General features: G+C 73.8%; 13 protein-coding genes, 1 pseudogene and 1 riboswitch. Of the genes and pseudogenes, 10 read left to right on the forward strand and 4 right to left on the reverse strand.

Annotated elements, in window-relative coordinates; genetic code table 11:
• Nucleotides 1-168: 168 nt before the first annotated feature.
• A riboswitch (cobalamin riboswitch) is annotated at nucleotides 169-297 on the reverse strand.
• Between the two features lie 10 nt (nucleotides 298-307).
• Nucleotides 308-1,435, reverse strand: a complete 1,128-nt coding sequence (locus OEIGOIKO_RS29840) for an MBL fold metallo-hydrolase (protein ID WP_125056636.1) — start codon at nucleotides 1,433-1,435, stop codon at nucleotides 308-310.
• A gap of 200 nt (nucleotides 1,436-1,635) precedes the next feature.
• Between OEIGOIKO_RS29840 and OEIGOIKO_RS29845 the strand changes: the two genes are divergently transcribed.
• The 6 genes and pseudogenes from OEIGOIKO_RS29845 to OEIGOIKO_RS43995 form a co-directional block, all read left to right on the forward strand.
• Nucleotides 1,636-3,087 (forward strand): aldehyde dehydrogenase, encoded by a 1,452-nt coding sequence (locus OEIGOIKO_RS29845; protein WP_125056637.1) that lies wholly within the window; start codon nucleotides 1,636-1,638, stop codon nucleotides 3,085-3,087.
• A gap of 8 nt (nucleotides 3,088-3,095) precedes the next feature.
• On the forward strand, nucleotides 3,096-3,386 hold the full coding sequence (locus tag OEIGOIKO_RS29850) for a ferredoxin (RefSeq protein WP_125056638.1): 291 nt from the start codon (nucleotides 3,096-3,098) through the stop codon (nucleotides 3,384-3,386).
• Between the two features lie 161 nt (nucleotides 3,387-3,547).
• Nucleotides 3,548-6,181: a class III lanthionine synthetase LanKC gene (gene lanKC, locus OEIGOIKO_RS29855; protein WP_125056639.1), complete on the forward strand. Its 2,634-nt coding sequence runs from the start codon at nucleotides 3,548-3,550 to the stop codon at nucleotides 6,179-6,181.
• Between the two features lie 158 nt (nucleotides 6,182-6,339).
• Entirely contained in the window at nucleotides 6,340-6,456 is a 117-nt protein-coding gene (locus tag OEIGOIKO_RS29860; protein ID WP_063726143.1) for a SapB/AmfS family lanthipeptide, read from the forward strand.
• Between the two features lie 117 nt (nucleotides 6,457-6,573).
• Nucleotides 6,574-8,280: an ATP-binding cassette domain-containing protein gene (locus tag OEIGOIKO_RS29865; RefSeq protein WP_125056640.1), complete on the forward strand. Its 1,707-nt coding sequence runs from the start codon at nucleotides 6,574-6,576 to the stop codon at nucleotides 8,278-8,280.
• Nucleotides 8,281-9,160: 880 nt separating this feature from the next.
• Nucleotides 9,161-9,730: pseudogene (locus OEIGOIKO_RS43995) on the forward strand (ATP-binding cassette domain-containing protein); the annotation flags it as partial.
• Nucleotides 9,731-9,979: 249 nt separating this feature from the next.
• Here OEIGOIKO_RS43995 and OEIGOIKO_RS43160 read toward each other — a convergent pair.
• Complete coding sequence (locus OEIGOIKO_RS43160) at nucleotides 9,980-10,597, reverse strand: response regulator transcription factor (RefSeq protein WP_371858982.1); 618 nt, start codon at nucleotides 10,595-10,597, stop codon at nucleotides 9,980-9,982.
• A 178-nt stretch (nucleotides 10,598-10,775) separates the two neighbouring features.
• Complete coding sequence (locus tag OEIGOIKO_RS29880) at nucleotides 10,776-11,408, reverse strand: TetR family transcriptional regulator (RefSeq protein ID WP_125056643.1); 633 nt, start codon at nucleotides 11,406-11,408, stop codon at nucleotides 10,776-10,778.
• 294 nt (nucleotides 11,409-11,702) lie between these two features.
• Between OEIGOIKO_RS29880 and OEIGOIKO_RS29885 the strand changes: the two genes are divergently transcribed.
• From OEIGOIKO_RS29885 to OEIGOIKO_RS29895, 3 genes are all read left to right on the forward strand, one after another.
• Entirely contained in the window at nucleotides 11,703-13,115 is a 1,413-nt protein-coding gene (locus OEIGOIKO_RS29885; RefSeq protein WP_125056644.1) for a glycosyltransferase family 4 protein, read from the forward strand.
• 118 nt (nucleotides 13,116-13,233) lie between these two features.
• Nucleotides 13,234-14,022, forward strand: coding sequence for a class I SAM-dependent methyltransferase (locus OEIGOIKO_RS29890; RefSeq protein ID WP_125056645.1), 789 nt, complete (start codon nucleotides 13,234-13,236; stop codon nucleotides 14,020-14,022).
• Nucleotides 14,019-15,089 carry a prenyltransferase gene (locus OEIGOIKO_RS29895; RefSeq protein ID WP_125047397.1) on the forward strand — a complete coding sequence of 357 codons (1,071 nt, stop codon included), beginning with the start codon at nucleotides 14,019-14,021 and terminating at the stop codon, nucleotides 15,087-15,089. The genes OEIGOIKO_RS29890 and OEIGOIKO_RS29895 overlap by 4 nt, the downstream gene beginning before the upstream one ends.
• Before the next feature lie 34 nt (nucleotides 15,090-15,123).
• Here OEIGOIKO_RS29895 and OEIGOIKO_RS29900 read toward each other — a convergent pair whose 3' ends face one another.
• Complete coding sequence (locus OEIGOIKO_RS29900; protein WP_125056646.1) at nucleotides 15,124-15,432, reverse strand: hypothetical protein; 309 nt, start codon at nucleotides 15,430-15,432, stop codon at nucleotides 15,124-15,126.
• Nucleotides 15,433-15,539: 107 nt separating this feature from the next.
• Between OEIGOIKO_RS29900 and OEIGOIKO_RS29905 the strand changes: the two genes are divergently transcribed.
• A complete protein-coding gene (locus tag OEIGOIKO_RS29905) occupies nucleotides 15,540-16,343 on the forward strand; it encodes a maleylpyruvate isomerase N-terminal domain-containing protein (protein ID WP_307721251.1) in 804 nt (267 codons plus the stop codon).
• Nucleotides 16,344-16,366: the final 23 nt, after the last annotated feature.

Consider the following 16,366-nt stretch of genomic DNA (forward strand, 5'->3'; position numbering starts at 1 on the left):
GTGGTGGGTGCTGCGGTGAGTGCTGCGGTGGGTGCGCAGCCGCACTCGGACGCCCCGCCGCCCGCCGGTCGACGACCGGCCGCGGTGGCACCGGGCTCAGCTCCGCATACCTCGACGGTGCCGCGCGCCGGGCGTCCGCGCGAGGAGACGCGGCCTTCCGGTGGCGGGAGCCTTGGTCGTGCCCCAGCGGGTGCTCCGGCTCGGCGGGCGCACGGCGGCCGTACGTCCCGGATCACGGTTGCGGGTCAGCGCCGGATTTCCACCGGCTTCCCCCGATCGGGCACAGGATGAAATTGTCTCGCACACCTTAACCGGCGGGCCGGGCGCGTCCCGGGTACGGGCCGGTCGGCAGGTGCCCGCCGCACACCGCCCGGTACTCCACCGGCTCCGGTCCCGGCACCGCCTCCGCCAGCCCCAGCCGCACCAGCCGCCGCAGATGCGCCTCCGCCTCCGCGACCGCGATGGTGCGCGACGCGTACGGGATGCGCTCCCACGGCCGGTTCCACTCCATGGCCTCGGCGAGCTGCCACGGCGTGCGGGGTACGGCGAGCAGCGCGCGCAGTCCGGCCAGCCGCTCCTCGTGGTGGGCGAGCAGCTCGCGCGCCCGGCCGGCCGCGTCCGTGAACGGGTGCTGGTGGGCGGGGAGCACCTCGGCGGGCGCCAGCCGGGCGACGCGTTCCAGGGAGGCCAGGTAGTCGCCGAGGGGATCGCCGGGTGTCGCGTCGTCCGGGTCCTCGTAGAGCCCGATGTGCGGGCTGATGCCCGGCAGCAGGTGGTCACCGGAGAAGAGCCGGCCGTGGCCCGGCCGCCGGGCCGGATGCTCCTCCTCCAGGTGCAGGCACACATGGCCGGGCGTGTGGCCGGGCGTCCAGACGGCGCGCAGCCGGCGGCCGGGCAGGTCGAGGAGCGCGCCGGGCGCGATCTCGCGGTCGGGCAGCGCCGCCCGCTGCCCGGGGAGGTCGCGCACCGGGCCCTTGGCGCGCACCCGGCGCAGGGGCGCCAGGTGGCTGTCGGGCGCGCCGACCGCGGCCAGCTTGGTGATCAGGTGGTCCAGCCACCGGCCGGGTTCGGCCTCCCGGGTACGGCGCACGACGGCGGCGTCCGCCGCGTGCATGGCGATCCACGCGCCGGACGCCTCCCGTACGCGGGCGGAGAGGCCGTGGTGGTCGGGGTGGTGGTGCGTGACGAGGACCCCGTGCAGGTCGGTGACGTCGAAGCCGCAGGCGGTGATCCCGGCGGTCAGGGTGTCCCAGGCGTCCGGGTCGTCCCACCCGGTGTCCACGAGGACCGGGCCGCGGCCGGTCTCCAGGAGGTGGACGAGGGTGTGGCCGAGCGGGTTGTCCGGGATGGGGACGGCGATCGACCACACGCCGCCCCGGTGGTCGGTCACCCGGGGCCCGGCCGCCGCCGTCCCGGTCCGGGCCGCTGCCGTCATCCGCCGCACCTCCGCGTCCGCGCGGACGTGCCGCGCCCCCGTAACCACCGCGCCACCGTGCGGAGCCCCGTGCCGGGCCGCCGGTGTCGAGCATTGCCCAGCATAACTAGAACTGGTATCAGTCCTGATGCTGTGTCAGGAACTTTCCGTGTCAGTCCGGTTCGCCACGCGATCCCGTCCGACCCCAGGAGGCGGCAGCCATGAGCGCACTCGTCGAGTACGAACAGCTCTACATCGGCGGCGAGTTCACCGATCCGGCCGGCGGCGGCACCATCGAGGTGGTCTCGCCGCACACCGAGCAGGTCATCGGCCGGGTGCCGCACGCCTCGCGGACCGATGTGGACCGGGCCGTCTCCGCGGCCCGCGCCTCCTTCGACTCCGGGGTGTGGGCGCAGACGCCGCTCGCGGAGCGGATCGCGGTGGTCACCCGCGTCAAGGACGCCTTCGCCGTGCGCAGCGAGGAGATCGCCAGGGTCATCAGCGCGGAGAACGGCACCCCGTACACCTCCAGTGTGATGGTGCAGGCGCTGGCCGCGATGATGGCGTGGGACGCGGCGATCACGGTCGCCCGGGACTTCCCGTTCGAGGAACGCCGGGCGGGTGTGCTCGGGCCGCTGCTGGTGCGGCGCGAGCCGGTGGGGGTGGTGGCGGCCGTGGTGCCGTGGAACGTGCCGCAGTTCACCGCGGCGGCCAAGCTGGCGCCGGCGCTGCTGGCCGGCTGTTCGGTGGTCCTCAAGGTGTCGCCCGAGACGCCGCTGGACGCCTACCTGCTGGCGGACATCGTGAGCGAGGCCGGGCTGCCCCCGGGCGTGCTGTCCATCCTTCCGGCCGACCGGGAGGTGAGCGAGTACCTGGTCGGGCACCCGGACGTGGACAAGGTGGCCTTCACCGGGTCGGTCGCCGCGGGCCGGCGTGTCATGGAGGTCGCGGCGCGCCACCTGACGCGGGTGACGCTGGAGCTCGGCGGCAAGTCGGCCGCCGTCATCCTGCCGGACGCCGACCTGGACGCCGCGGTGGCGGGCATCGCGCCGTTCGCGTGGCTGGTCAACGGGCAGGCGTGCATCGGGCAGACACGCATCCTCGCGCCGCGCGAGCGCTACGCCGAGATCGCCGAGCGGTTCGCCGCCGCCGCGTCCGCCCTGCGCGTGGGCGACCCGCTGGACCCGGCGACCGAGCTCGGGCCGCTGGTCGCCCGGCGCCAGCAGCAGCGGTCGCTGGACTACATCGCCCTCGGACAGCGCGAGGGCGCCAAGGTCCTGACCGGCGGCGGGCGGCCGGAGGCGATGGAGACCGGCTGGTACGTGGAGCCGACCCTGTTCGGCGAGGTGTCCAACTCCATGCGCATCGCCCGCGAGGAGATCTTCGGCCCGGTGATCTGCCTGCTGCCGTACGAGGACGAGGCCGAGGCGGTCCGGATCGCGAACGACTCCGAGTACGGGCTGTCCGGCTCGGTGTGGACCGCGGACACCGAGCGCGGCATCGAGGTCGCCCGGCGGGTGCGGACCGGTACCTACTCCGTGAACACCTTCAGCATCGACATGCTGGGTCCCTTCGGCGGATACAAGAACTCCGGCATCGGGCGGGAGTTCGGGCCCGAGGGCTTCGGCGAGTACCTGGAGCACAAGATGATCCATCTGCCGGCGGAGGGGTGAGGGACGGTATGAGCGGTACGGACGGCAAGGGCGGGAAGGGCGGGAAGGGCGCGGGGGCCGGGCCGGAGGGGCCCCGCTGGCACGTCGAGGTCGACCGGGGCGTCTGCATCGGCTCCGGCCTGTGTGCGGCCACCGCCCCCGGCGGTTTCGAGCTGGACGCGGCCCGCCAGTCGCACCCCGTGCGGCCCGAGTGCGACGCCTGCGACGACGTGCTGGCGGCGGCCGAGGGCTGTCCCGTCGAAGCGATCACCGTGACGCTCGCCGTTACGGGGGAGGCGGTCTTCCCGCCCGACGAGTGAACCGTCCCGCCCGCCGGGCGGTACGGGTGCGAGGCCCGCGCCCACCGGGACGTACCGCCAGTAACCCGTGAACTTCTCACGGTGACCTCGTGACATCTGTGACTGTTAACGCTCCCCGGCGGCGTGGAAATCTCTGTGCCACGCCGCCGAGGGGGGAGACGATGGACAAGCGGTACGAGGTTTACTGTCTCGCCGACAGATTCTTCTACGAGACCCCGGACCGTCTGTCCGCAGGGAACGGAGCCGCGTCGGGCCACGGACCCCTGTACGAAGCGGCGCAGCGCGCAGTCCCCGAAGGGTGGCGGTGTTTCCTCTCCGGGGACTGGCTCCACGTGAACCCGGTCGACGACGCAGGACAGCCGCGTCCCGGACTGCCCCCGCAGGGCTGGAAGATCCACGTCTCGGCCTGTACCGACAACGCGGAGAAGCTGGCGTCCCAGGTGTGGGACTACTGCGTCGCCCGGCTGGTCCCGTTCAAGTTCGTCCCCGGGCCGCGCCCGCTGCACCTGCGCAACTCCAAGTACGCCGACCGCGGTTCCAGTGGCAAGTTCGCCACGATCTACCCGTCGGACGAGCAGCAGCTGCACACCGTCCTGCGGGAACTGGGCGCGCTGCTGGCCGGCGAGCCGGGCCCGTACATCCTCAGCGACCTGCGCTGGCAGGACGGCCCGCTCTACGTGCGGTACGGCGGCTTCACCCGGCGCTACTGCGTCGACGAGCACGGCAACCTGGTCGGCGCGATCGAGAACGCCGACGGCAAGCTGGTGCCCGACCGGCGCGAGCCGAAATTCCACGTACCGGAGTGGATCGAGCTGCCGGACTTCCTCGCCCCGCAGCTCGCCGCCCGCAACTCCACCACCGTCACCGACCTGCCGTACCAGATCGAGTCCGCCCTGCACTTCTCCAACGGCGGCGGCGTCTACCTCGGCCGGGACCGGCGCACCGGCGACAAGGTGGTCCTCAAGGAGGCCCGGCCGCACGCCGGGCTGGCCGCCGACCGGGCCGACGCCGTCACCCGTCTGGAGCGCGAACGGGCCGCCCTGGAGAAGCTGTCCGGGCTGGGCGTCGCGCCGGAGGTCCGTGACTGGTTCACCCTGGACGACCACCGCTTCCTGGTCATGGACTTCCTGGAGGGGCGCACCCTCAACGCGTTCTTCGCCGAGCGGCACCCGCTGATGGGGCCCACGCCGGAGCCGTCCGCGCTGGCCGACTACACGCGGTGGGCGCTGGGCGTCCACGCGGCGGTCGAGGACGTGGTGGCCGCCGTGCACCGCCGCGGCGTCGTCTTCAACGACCTGCACATGTTCAACATCATGGTCGCGCCCGACGAGAGCGGCGTGAAACTCCTGGACTTCGAGGCGGCCGCGGACGCCGGCGAGGCCCAGCGGCAGACGCTGGCCCACCCGGGCTTCATCGCCCCGGCCGACCGCACCGGCTTCGAGGTGGACCGGTACGCGCTCGCCTGCCTGCGGCTCGCGCTGTTCCTGCCGATGACCACGCTGCTGGTCATCGACCGGGACAAGGCCGCGCACCTCGCCGAGATCGTGGCGCACGAATTCCCCGGCGTCCCGGCGGAGTTCCTGGCCGAGGCGGTGGAGGTGATCCAGGGGAAGCCGGAGGAACCGGCCGCGTCCGGGACGGCCCCCGTGCCGTCCGCGAAGCGCCGTACGGGCCTTGCGCCCTACCTCCCCGCCGAGCCCGCCGACTGGCCGCACAGCCGCGACGCGATGGTCGCCGGCATCCTGGCCTCCGCCACCCCCGAACGCACCGACCGGCTCTTCCCCGGCGACATCGCCCAGTTCACGGACGGCGGCGGACTGGGGATCGCGTACGGCGCCGCCGGCGTCCTGTACGCGCTCGCCGAGACCGGTGCCGGGAGGTACGGGGAAGGCGAGGAGTGGTTGTTGCGGCAGACCGCCCCGCCTCCTCCCGGCACCTCGCTGGGCTTCTACGACGGGCTGTCCGGCGTCGCCTGCGTGCTGGACCGGCTGGGCCACCCCGAGCGGGCCATGGAACTGATGGAGCGGGTCCTCGCCGAGAAGTGGCACCGCCTCGCGCCCGACCTGCACGGCGGCCTGGCCGGCGTCGGCCTGGCCCTCGACCACCTCGCCCGCACCCGGGGCGAACAGGAGCTGCGCGACCGGGCCCTGGAGGCCGCCGGGCACACCGCCGACCGGCTGGACGCCTGCGGGAAGCGGGCCGGCCTGCTGCGCGGCGCCAGCGGACCCGCGCTGCTGTTCCTGCGGCTGTACGAGTCCACCGGCGACCCGGGCCTGCTCGACCTCGCGGCCGAGGCGCTCCGGCGCGACCTGGCGCGCTGCGTACGGAACAAGAACGGCACCCTGGTCGTCGACGAGGGCTGGCGGACGCTGCCGTACCTCGGCGCCGGCAGTGTCGGCATCGCGGCGGTGCTGGACGACTACCTGGCGCACCGCGCGGACGAGGAGTTCCAGGAGGCGCGGACCGCGATCCTGCCCGCCGCCCGGTCCCGCTTCTACGCGCAGCCCGGCCTCTTCCGGGGCCGCGCGGGGTGCGTCCTGCACCTGGCGCGTACGACCACGCCGGGCGCCGACCTGGACGGTGCGCTGGCGGCCCAGATCTCCTACCTGGGCTGGTACGCCATGCCCTACCAGAAGCACCTCGCCTTCCCCGGCGACCAGATGATGCGCCTGTCGATGGACCTGGCGACCGGTACGGCGGGCTGCCTGCTGGCCCTCGGTGCCGCGCTGCACGACCGGCCCGTCCAGTTGCCCTTCCTCCCGCCGCCGCCCTCCGCGGAGGTCCGGCGGCCCTAGAGCCGGCCCCGGCCGCCGTGCCGGAGCCGTACCACCGGGTGCCACGGGGAGACCCGTCATCCGGAACCGCAGCAACACCCGCAACACAGCACCACCGAGTAACACAGCAGTACAGCAACACCAGTACAACTACGTCCCCATAGTGAGAGGAAAGTGTCATGGCGCTTCTCGACCTTCAGGCGATGGACGCTCCCGAGCACGGCGGCGGCGGTGGCGGCAGCGAGGCCAGCCTGCTGCTCTGCTGGAGCGAGGCCAGCATCGTCCTGTGTCTCTGACCTGACCGGTCGGAACCGCTGCCGGAATGCCTGAACCGGTAGCCCAGATCCGGGACTTGTGATCCGGACGTGCGTGCGGCCCCTGCGCGGGCCGCACGCACACCCCGTCGAGAGGCTGTGACCGTGACCCCCGCCGACCGGCTGCTGGCCGGCGCCCTGCGCCACAGTGCCCTGCGCGCCACCGCGCTCCTGCTGCTCACCGCCGCATCGGCCGGCCTCGGCCTGGCGCTGCCCGCCGCCCTCGGACACACCCTCGACCTGTTGCTCGACCACCGGCCCGCGGCCGGCTGGCTCACCCTCTGCGCGGTCCTGACCTGCCTGATCGTCCTGCTGGACGCCCTCGACGGGCTGCTCACCGGCACCACCGACGCCCGCGGCACCGCCTGGATACGGCGGCGCCTGACCCGCCACCTGCTCGCCGCCGGACCGCGCGCCACCGAGCGGTACGGGACCGGCGACCTGGTCACCCGCGTCGTCGGCAACGCCACGCACGCCGGTACCGCGCCCACCGCCCTCGCCGCCTCCGTCGCCGCCGTGCTCACCCCGGTCGGCGCGCTGGCCGCCCTCGCGCTGGTGGACGTGTGGACCGCCGTCGCCTTCCTGCTGGGCATGCCGCTGCTGGCCCTCTTGCTGCGCGCGTTCGCGCGCGACACCGGCGACTGCGTCGGGCGGTACCAGGAGAGCCAGGGCGACATGGCCGGACGCCTGGTCGAAGCGGTCGGCGGTGCCCGTACCATCGCCGCCGCCGGCACCCAGCGCCGTGAGGCCGCCCGCATCCTCGCCCCGCTGCCCGGCCTCGCCGGGCACGGGCACCGCATGTGGCACGTCCTGGGACGGTCCACGGCCCAGGCCGCCATGCTCGTACCGCTGCTCCAGATCGCCGTGTTGTGCGTGGCGGGCGTCCGGCTGTCGCAGGGCGCGCTGACCGTCGGCGCGCTGCTCGCGGCTTCCCGGTACGCGGCGCTGGCCACCGGGGTCGGCCAGATCGTCGGCCGGCTGAACAGCCTGGTGCACGCGCGCGCCGCCGCCCGGCGCATCGCGGAGGCCCTGGAGGTGCCCGCGATGCCCTACGGGAGGCGGCAGCTCGGCGCGGGCGACGGCACGCTGAAGCTGCACGGCGTGACCGTGCGGCGCGGTGACCGGGCCGTGCTGCGCGGCCTGGACCTCACGGTGCCCGGCGGCACCTCGCTCGCCGTCGTCGGTCGCTCCGGCACCGGCAAGTCCGTGCTGGCCGCCGTCGCCGGACGGCTGGCCGACCCCGACTCCGGCATGATCACCCTCGACGACGTACCGCTGCGCGACCTGTCGCACGACGCGCTGCGCCGCGCGGTCGGCTACGCCTTCGAACGCCCGGCGCTCCTCGGCACCACCCTCCGCGACACGCTGACGCTCGGCTCGTACGCCCCCGAACGCGAGGAGGTGGAGGCCGCCGCCGAAGCCGCCTGCGCCGCGCCCTTCATCCACCGGCTGCCGGACGGCTACGCGACCCCGTGCGCGGACGCCCCGCTGTCCGGCGGCGAACTGCAACGCCTCGGGCTGGCCCGCGCCTTCGCGCACGCCGAGCGGCTGCTCGTCCTGGACGACGCCACCTCCAGCCTGGACACCGTCACCGAACTGAACGTCACCCACGCCCTGCTGCACGACGTCAAGGCCGGCACCCGGATCGTCATCGCACACCGCGCCGCCACCGCCGCCCGCGCCGACCTGGTGGCCTGGCTCGACGACGGGCGGATTCGCGCCCTTGCGCCGCACGCCGAACTGTGGGAACTGCCCGCGTACCGGGCGCTGTTCGCCACGGCCCCGAAGGAGACCGCGCATGTCTGAGGCCCAGCGGCACAGGGTCGTCCCGGGGGCCCCGCTGCGGCGGTCCGGACTGCGCTTCCTCAAGCGGCGGCGTACGGTGCTGGCCCGGCTCGCGGGCTGGTCGCTGGTCGAGTCCGGGCAGACGTTCCTGTTCGGGTTCGCGCTCGCGCACGCCCTCGACGACGGGTTCCTGCGCGGCAGCCCCGTCGTCGGCGCCGCCTGGCTGGCCGCCGCGGCGGTCTGCGTCGGCGCCGGGGCGTACGGCACGGCCCGGGTCTACGGGGCCGTGGCCGACCTGGTGGAACCGCTGCGCGACACCCTGGTGCGCAAGGTCGTCACGCGTGGGCTGTACGCACCGGACGGTGCGGCCGTCTCCCGGCTCACCCACCAGGTCGAGATCGCCCGCGACACCTTCGCCGGACTGGTGCTGGTGTCCCGCTCCTTCGTCTTCGTCACCGCCGGCGCGCTGGTCGGGCTGTGCTCGCTCGCACCCGTACTCCTGCTGCTGGTGGTGCCGCCGCTGGTGCTCGGGCTGGCGCTGTTCGCCGGGGCGCTGCGGCCGATGGCCCGCCGGCAGGAGACGTTCCTCGCCGCGGACGAGGCCATCGCCACGGAGACCGGCACGGCGGTCGGCGGGCTGCGGGACATCACCGCGGCCGGCGCGGAGCGGACCGTGGCCGCCGCGGCGGGCGAACGCTTCGACGCCGAACTGCGGGCATCCCGCGCCCTGGCCCGCTGGAGCGTGAGCCGGGTGCTCGCCCTCGGCATCAGCGGCCGGCTGCCCATCGTCCTGCTGCTGCTCGCCGCGCCCTGGCTGCTCGGCCGCGGGGTGACGCCCGGCGCGCTGGTGGGCGCCCTCGCGTACCTCACCCAGTCGCTGCTGCCCGCGCTGCAGAGCCTGATGCACGGACTCGGTACGGCCGGCACCCGCCTGGGCGTCGTGCTGCGCCGCCTCACCGCCGAACCGGCCACCGGCGCGGCCGGCGCCGGGTCGCACCGTACGCCCCGTGACGGGTACGCCGTCGAACTCACCGGTGTGACCTTCGCGTACGGCCCGCACGCCGACCCGGTCCTGCGGGGCCTGGACCTGACCGTGCCGGCCGGCGGGCACCTGGCCGTCGTCGGCCCGAGCGGCATCGGCAAGTCCACCCTCGCCGCGCTGGTCGCGGGCATGCTGGAGCCCGGCAGCGGCGAGGTCCGCCGCCCCGCCACCGCGGACCGGGTGCTCGTACCGCAGGAGGCGTACGTCTTCTCCGGCACCGTGCGGGAGAACCTGGCCTACCTGTGTCCCGGCGGCCGGGTCCCGGACGCCGACCTCCTGGCGGCCGCCGCGGAGATCGGCGCGGGCGCGCTGCTCGCGCGCCTGGGCGGGCCGGACGCCACGCTCGCCCCCGCCGAACTGTCCGCGGGGGAGCGCCAGCTGCTCGCCCTGGTGCGCGCCTACCTCGCGCGGGCGCCGCTGATCGTCCTGGACGAGGCGACCTGTCACCTCGACCCGGAGGCCGAGGCCCGCGCCGAACGCGCCTTCGCGGCCCGGCCCGGCGGCACGCTGATCGTCGTCGCGCACCGCATCAGCTCGGCGCTGCGGGCCGACCGGGTGCTGGTGATGGACGGTACACACGTCCGTACGGGGCGGCACGGCGAACTGCTGCGGCGGTCCGCGCTCTACCGCGAGCTGACCGGCGGGTGGGCCCACGCGGAGCCCCCGGCCGCCGCGCCGCTACAGCCAGCCCTCGCCGCGCGAGATGCGGATGGCGTCGACGCGGTTGCGGGCACCCGTCTTGCGGGTGATGGCGGACATGTAGTTGCGCACGGTCCCGGTCGACAGATGCAGGACGCCGGCGATCTCGGAGACCGAGGAGCCCTCGGCGGCCAGTGACAGCACGCTCAGCTCGCGGCGGGTCAGCGGGATGTCGGCGGCCTGCAGGAAACCGAAGCCCAGCGATCCGTCGATGAACCGTTTCCCCGCCGCCACCTGCCGTATTCCGGTGGTCAGCTGCACCGGCGAGGCCTCCTTGTCGACGTACCCGAGGGCCTCCGCCTCGAATGCCCGGCGCAGCGGTCCGGGCCGGTGCGCCGAGCCCAGCACCAGCAGGGCCGGTGATTTCCCCGGGCCTTTCCCTTTCGCGAGTTTGGATAACTTGCGCAATATGCCTTGCCCGGTGGGCTCCGGGCTCTCCGCGTCCACCACACAGACGTCGGGGCGCACGGCGCGCACCCGGTCCGTCGCGTCCCGGGTGGTGGCGGCGGAGACGTCGATGTCGTTCTCCCGGTCGAGCACCTCTGCCAATGCCCACCGGAACAGACAGATGTCATGCACGAGTAGCACCCGGATCACTGCAGTCCCCCTCCAAGACCCCGCGTACCGGCACCGTTGCGAGTACCCGGAATTCATACCGGCAATGCCGCTGTCATGGACCCGAAGAATTGGCCAAGCGGGGGCGCGGGGGCGCGCGTTGGGGGTGTGCGCGCCCCGAATGCGCCAGGTTAGGGGTTACCCGTTCGTAGCCGTCGGGTCAGCCGCGCTGCCGGGGCGCGGTGAGGTCGATGAGCCGGCACACCGTCTCGATGTCGATCTTCACCTGGGCGATCGAGGCACGCCCGGAGAGCCAGGTGATCAGCGCCGAGTGCCAGGTGTGCTCGATGACCCGGACGGCGGACAGCTGCTCCGGCGTCGGTGCGCCGTCCAGTCCCATCGCGTCCAGGATGATCGCGGTGGTGAGCCGGGAGACGGTGTCCACCTCCGGGCTCACCGAGCGGTCGGCGAACGTCAGGGCGCGCACCATGGCGTCCGCCAGCTGCGGCTCGCGCTGCAGCGCCCGGAAGGCCCGCATCAGGGTCTGCGCCACCCGGGCGCCCGGCTCCCGCTCCGTCGGCGGGCGCTTGCGCAGCGTCTCGTGCATGTGCTGCAACTGGTCCTGCATGGTCGCCACGAGCAGGTGGATCTTGGAGGGGAAGTACCGGTAGAGGGTGCCGAGCGCGACGTCCGACGACTCGGCGACCTCGCGCATCTGCACGGCGTCGAACCCGCCGCGGCCGGCCAGCCGGGCGCTGGCGTGCAGGATGCGGCGGCGCCGGGCCTCCTGACGTGCGGTCAGGGGCGGACTGGGAGGGAGCGCCGCTCCGGTCGCTGTGGAGTCCGTAGTCATATGTCCCATTCCGTGACAGTCCGTCCGCGGTGCGGCGCGTACCGGTCCTGCGATCGGCACAGCATGGCAGGGGCGCAGGTGGTGGCGCGAATCACCTGGTGCGGCTCTTTCCGCCGGGTTTCCGGCCGGTAGATTCGAAGCTCCTTGAACTCATCAGTAGCCTGCCGGCCGCCGTGGCCCGCAGACGCCGCGGGCCGGTCGCCGGCCGGCCGCGGCCGAACCGTACTGAAACTTGTTCTAGATTAGCGCCAGCGGTTACGCTCCGGCGAAAGTCCAGCGAGAAGGGGGCCGAGAGTGTCCGCCGAGGCCGTCCAGGCAGCCGCGCAGCACCCCGCCGAGGCCCCCGCCGCCTCCGCCGGGCCGGACGGCGACCGCCCCCTGCGCATCGCCCTGCTGACCTACAAGGGCAACCCGTTCTGCGGCGGCCAGGGCGTCTACGTCCGCCACCTCTCGCGCGAACTGGCCCGCCTCGGCCACACCGTCGAAGTGATCGGCGCCCAGCCGTACCCGGTCCTCGACGACGCGGACACCGTACGGACGGCGTCCGGCGGCGGCGTCACCCTCACCGAGCTGCCCAGCCTCGACCTCTACCGCCAGCCCGACCCGTTCCGCACGCCGAAGCGCGGCGAGTACCGGGACTGGATCGACGCCGTCGAGGTCGGCACCATGTGGACCGGCGGCTTCCCCGAACCGCTCACCTTCTCCCTGCGCGCCCGCCGCCACCTCGCCGCCCGCCGCGGCGACTTCGACGTCGTGCACGACAACCAGACCCTCGGCTACGGCCTGCTCGGCGACCTCGGCGCGCCCCTGGTCACCACCATCCACCACCCCATCACCGTCGACCGGCAGCTCGACCTCGACGCCGCCGACGGCTGGAAGCGGCGCGCCTCGGTCCGCCGCTGGTACGGCTTCACCCGGATGCAGAAGCGCGTCGCCCGCCGCCTGCCGTCGGTGCTGACCGTCTCCGGCTCCTCCCGTCAGGAGATCGTGGACCACCTCGGCGTACGGGACGGCCGTATCCACGTCGTGCACATCGGCGCCGACACCGACCTCTTCTCGCCGGATCCGTCGGTCCCCGAGATCCCCGGCCGCATCGTCACCACCTCCAGCGCCGACGTCCCCCTCAAGGGCCTCGTCCACCTCGTCGAAGCCCTGGCCAAGGTCCGGGCCGGCAACCCCCGGGCCCACCTGGTGGTCGTCGGCAAGCGCGCCGACGACGGCCCGGTGGCCGCCGCCATCGCCCGGCACGGCCTCGGCGACGCCATCGAATTCGTCAAGGGCATCAGCGACACCGAACTCGTGGACCTGGTCCGCGGCGCTCAGATCGCCTGCGTCCCCTCCCTCTACGAAGGCTTCTCGCTGCCCGCCGCCGAAGCCATGGCCACCGGTACGCCGCTGCTGGCCACCACCGGCGGCGCCATCCCCGAGGTCTCCGGACCGGACGGCGAGACCTGTCTGTCCGTACCGCCCGGCGACGCGGACGCGCTGGCCGCCGGACTGACCCGGCTGCTGGACGACGACCGGCTGCGCCGCCGCCTCGGCACCGCCGGACGCGAACGCGTCCTCGCCCGCTTCACCTGGCGCCAGGCCGCCATCGGCACCGCCGAGCGCTACCGGGAGGCCATCGCCTTGCAGAACCCGCGCGGGCGCGCCGCACGCACCCGCCGCGCCACCGCGCCCGCCCCGGCCCCCGCAGGCCGCGCCTGATGCGGCCCGGACGGGCACCGACCACCACTGTCACCACCACCGTCACGACCACCGCCAGGACCCGCCGCCGGGCTTAGCCCGCCCCCGGCTTCCCCCCCAGGACGAAAGCAGAGAGCCCTTGCTGACCGTCGACTTTTCCCGATTCCCGCTGGCGCAGGGCGACCGCGTCCTGGACCTGGGCTGCGGCGCGGGCCGGCACGCCTTCGAGTGCTACCGGCGCGGCGCGCAGGTCGTGGCGCTCGACCAGAACGCCGAGGAGATCCGCGAGGTCGCCAAGTGGTTCGCCGCGATGAAGGAGGCCGGGGAGGCCCCCGCGGGCGCCACCGCCACCGCCATGGAGGGCGACGCGCTGGCCCTGCCGTTCCCCGACGAGAGCTTCGACGTCGTCATCATCTCCGAGGTCATGGAGCACATCCCCGACGACAAGGGGGTGCTCGCCGAGATGGTGCGGGTGCTGCGGCCCGGCGGGCGGATCGCGGTGACCGTGCCGCGCTACGGCCCGGAGAAGGTCTGCTGGGCGCTCAGCGACGAATACCACGAGGTCGAGGGCGGCCACATCCGCATCTACAAGGCCGACGAACTCCTCGGCAAGATGCGCGAGGCGGGCCTGAAGCCGTACGGCACCCACCATGCGCACGGGCTGCACAGCCCCTACTGGTGGCTCAAGTGCGCCTTCGGCGTCGACAACGACCAGGCGCTGCCGGTCAAGGCGTACCACAAGCTGCTGGTCTGGGACATCATGAAGAAGCCGCTGGCCACGCGGATGGCCGAGCAGCTGCTCAACCCGGTCATCGGCAAGAGCTTCGTCGCCTACGCCACCAAGCCGCACCTGCCCGCACCGGCCGCCGGGGACGCCGCCGCGGACGCCACCACCGCGGACACTGCCGCCGCCGGGGCCGCCAAGTGACCACACCAGGACGTACCGAACGCCTGGTCCTGCCCGGAGTGCTGACCGCCGAACAGGCGGCCCGCACGGTCGCCGGCATCCTGGCGGCCCAGCGCGCGGACGGTGCCATTCCCTGGTTCCGCGGCCACCACCTCGACCCGTGGGACCACACCGAGGCCGCCATGGCCCTGGACGCGGCCGGTGAGCACGAGCGCGCCGAGGCCGCGTACGCCTGGCTGGCCCGGCACCAGAACCCGGACGGCTCCTGGTACGCGGCCTACGCCGACGGGGACGCCGCCGCCCCCACCGACCGCGGCCGCGAGACCAACTTCTGCGCGTACCTCGCCGTCGGCGTCTGGCACCACTACCTGTCCACCGGCGACGACACCTTCGTCGACCGCATGTGGCCCGCCGTGTACGCGGCCATGGAGTTCGTCCTGGAACTCCAGCAGCCCGGCGGCGAGATCGGCTGGAAGCGTGAGGACGACGGCACACCCGTCACCGACGCCCTGCTGACCGGCTCCTCCTCGGTCTACCAGGCCCTGCGCTGCGCCCTCGCCCTCGCCGACCAGCGCGAGGAGCCCCAGCCCGACTGGGAACTGGCCCTCGGGCGGCTCGGCCACGCCATCCGGCACCACCCCGAACGCTTCCTCGACAAGGCGCGCTACTCCATGGACTGGTACTACCCGGTCCTCGGCGGCGCCCTGCGCGGCACCGCCGCCAAGGACCGCATCGAGTCCGCCTGGGAGGACTTCGTCGTCCCCGGCCTCGGCGTACGCTGCGTCCTGCCCAACCCGTGGGTCACCGGCGGCGAGAGCGCCGAACTGGCCCTGGCGCTCTGGGCGATGGGCGAGTCCGACCGCGCCGTGCAGATCCTCAAATGGGTCCAGCACCTGCGTGCCGACAACGGCATGTACTGGACCGGTTACGTCTTCGACGACGACGCGGTCTGGCCCGAGGAGCAGACTTCCTGGACGGCCGGGTCGATGCTGCTGGCCGTGGCCGCGCTGGGGGGAGACGAGGCCACCACCGCCGTCTTCGGGGGCGAGCGCCTGCCGACCGGACTCGACCCGGACTGCTGCCGCTGACGCGTACGGAGGGGCGCCCCGGGCCCGCCCCTCCTCACCGCTCGACCCGCTCGATCCGCCGGATGCGGGCGGCCAGCGCGTGCCCGACGAACAGGTACACGATCGCGGGCAGCCCGTAGTTCAGCAGCGTCCGCAGCCAGTCGGCGTCGAAGGTGAAGAGGTTGTAGGACCAGCCCGCCAGCCACCGCGCCGCGCCCTGGACGAAGTGCACCAGGTCGTTGGCGCGGTTCGCGTCGAGCAGGTACATCGCGATCCACAGGCCGAGGATGACGGCCGTGACGTCCGCGACGACGGTGACGGCCGTGGCCGCGTGACTGCTTGCGTACCGGTGTCTCCTGGACATGACGCACGGGTAGCCGCCCCCTCCCGCCCTAAACAACTCCCCGCCCACCACCCTCCGTTCCAAATAAACGGAGGCACCCACCGCTAATACCCGCTACTGTGCGACCCATGACGACCATGAACGGAACACTCGACCACGACCGTTACTGTGCCGAAGTCCTCGTGGAGGCCGACCGGTTCCGGCAGACCGTACGGGGCGCCGACCTGACGGCGACCGTGCCGACCTGCCCGGACTGGACCCTGGAAGACCTCGTCCGGCATGTCGGCGGCGCCTACCGCTGGGCCGCCATGACCGTACGGACCCGGGCCACCGAGATGGTGTCCTACGAGTCGGTCCCCGACGCCAAGGGCCCGTCCGCCGACGACCCGGCGGCCCTGGATGCCTGGCTCGACGAAGGCGCGCAGCTGGCCGCCGGGGCGATGCGCGAGGCGGGCCCCGACGCACCGGTCTGGGCCTGGGCCCCGGGGCAGCCGTCCGGCTTCTGGCCCCGGCGGATGACCCACGAGACGATCATTCACCGGGCGGACGCGGCCGCCACCACGGGCGCCGCCTTCCCCCTGGACCCGGAGGTCGCCGCCGACACCATAGAGGAGTGGTCGCAGCTGATGTGCCTGCTCCCCACCCTCCGGCCCGACCACCCGCTCAACACCCTCCTCGGCAGCGACCGCACCCTCCGTCTGCACGCGACCGACACCCCGCCCGGCGCCCCCGCCGACTGGCTCCTCGACTTCACCGGCACCACCCCCGCCTACCGTCACTCCACCGAACCGGCCACCACCACCCTCCAGGGCCCCGCCGCCGACCTCCTCCGCGTCTACTACCGCCGCCTCCCGGTCGGCACACCGGGCATCGAGGTCACCGGGGACCGGGCGTTCCTGGAGGAGTGGCTGGGGATGGCGGTGTTCGGCTGAGGTGACGGGCACTGTGGCCGGTG

Source organism: Streptomyces paromomycinus, from assembly GCF_003865155.1.
Lineage (GTDB): Bacteria > Actinomycetota > Actinomycetes > Streptomycetales > Streptomycetaceae > Streptomyces > Streptomyces chrestomyceticus.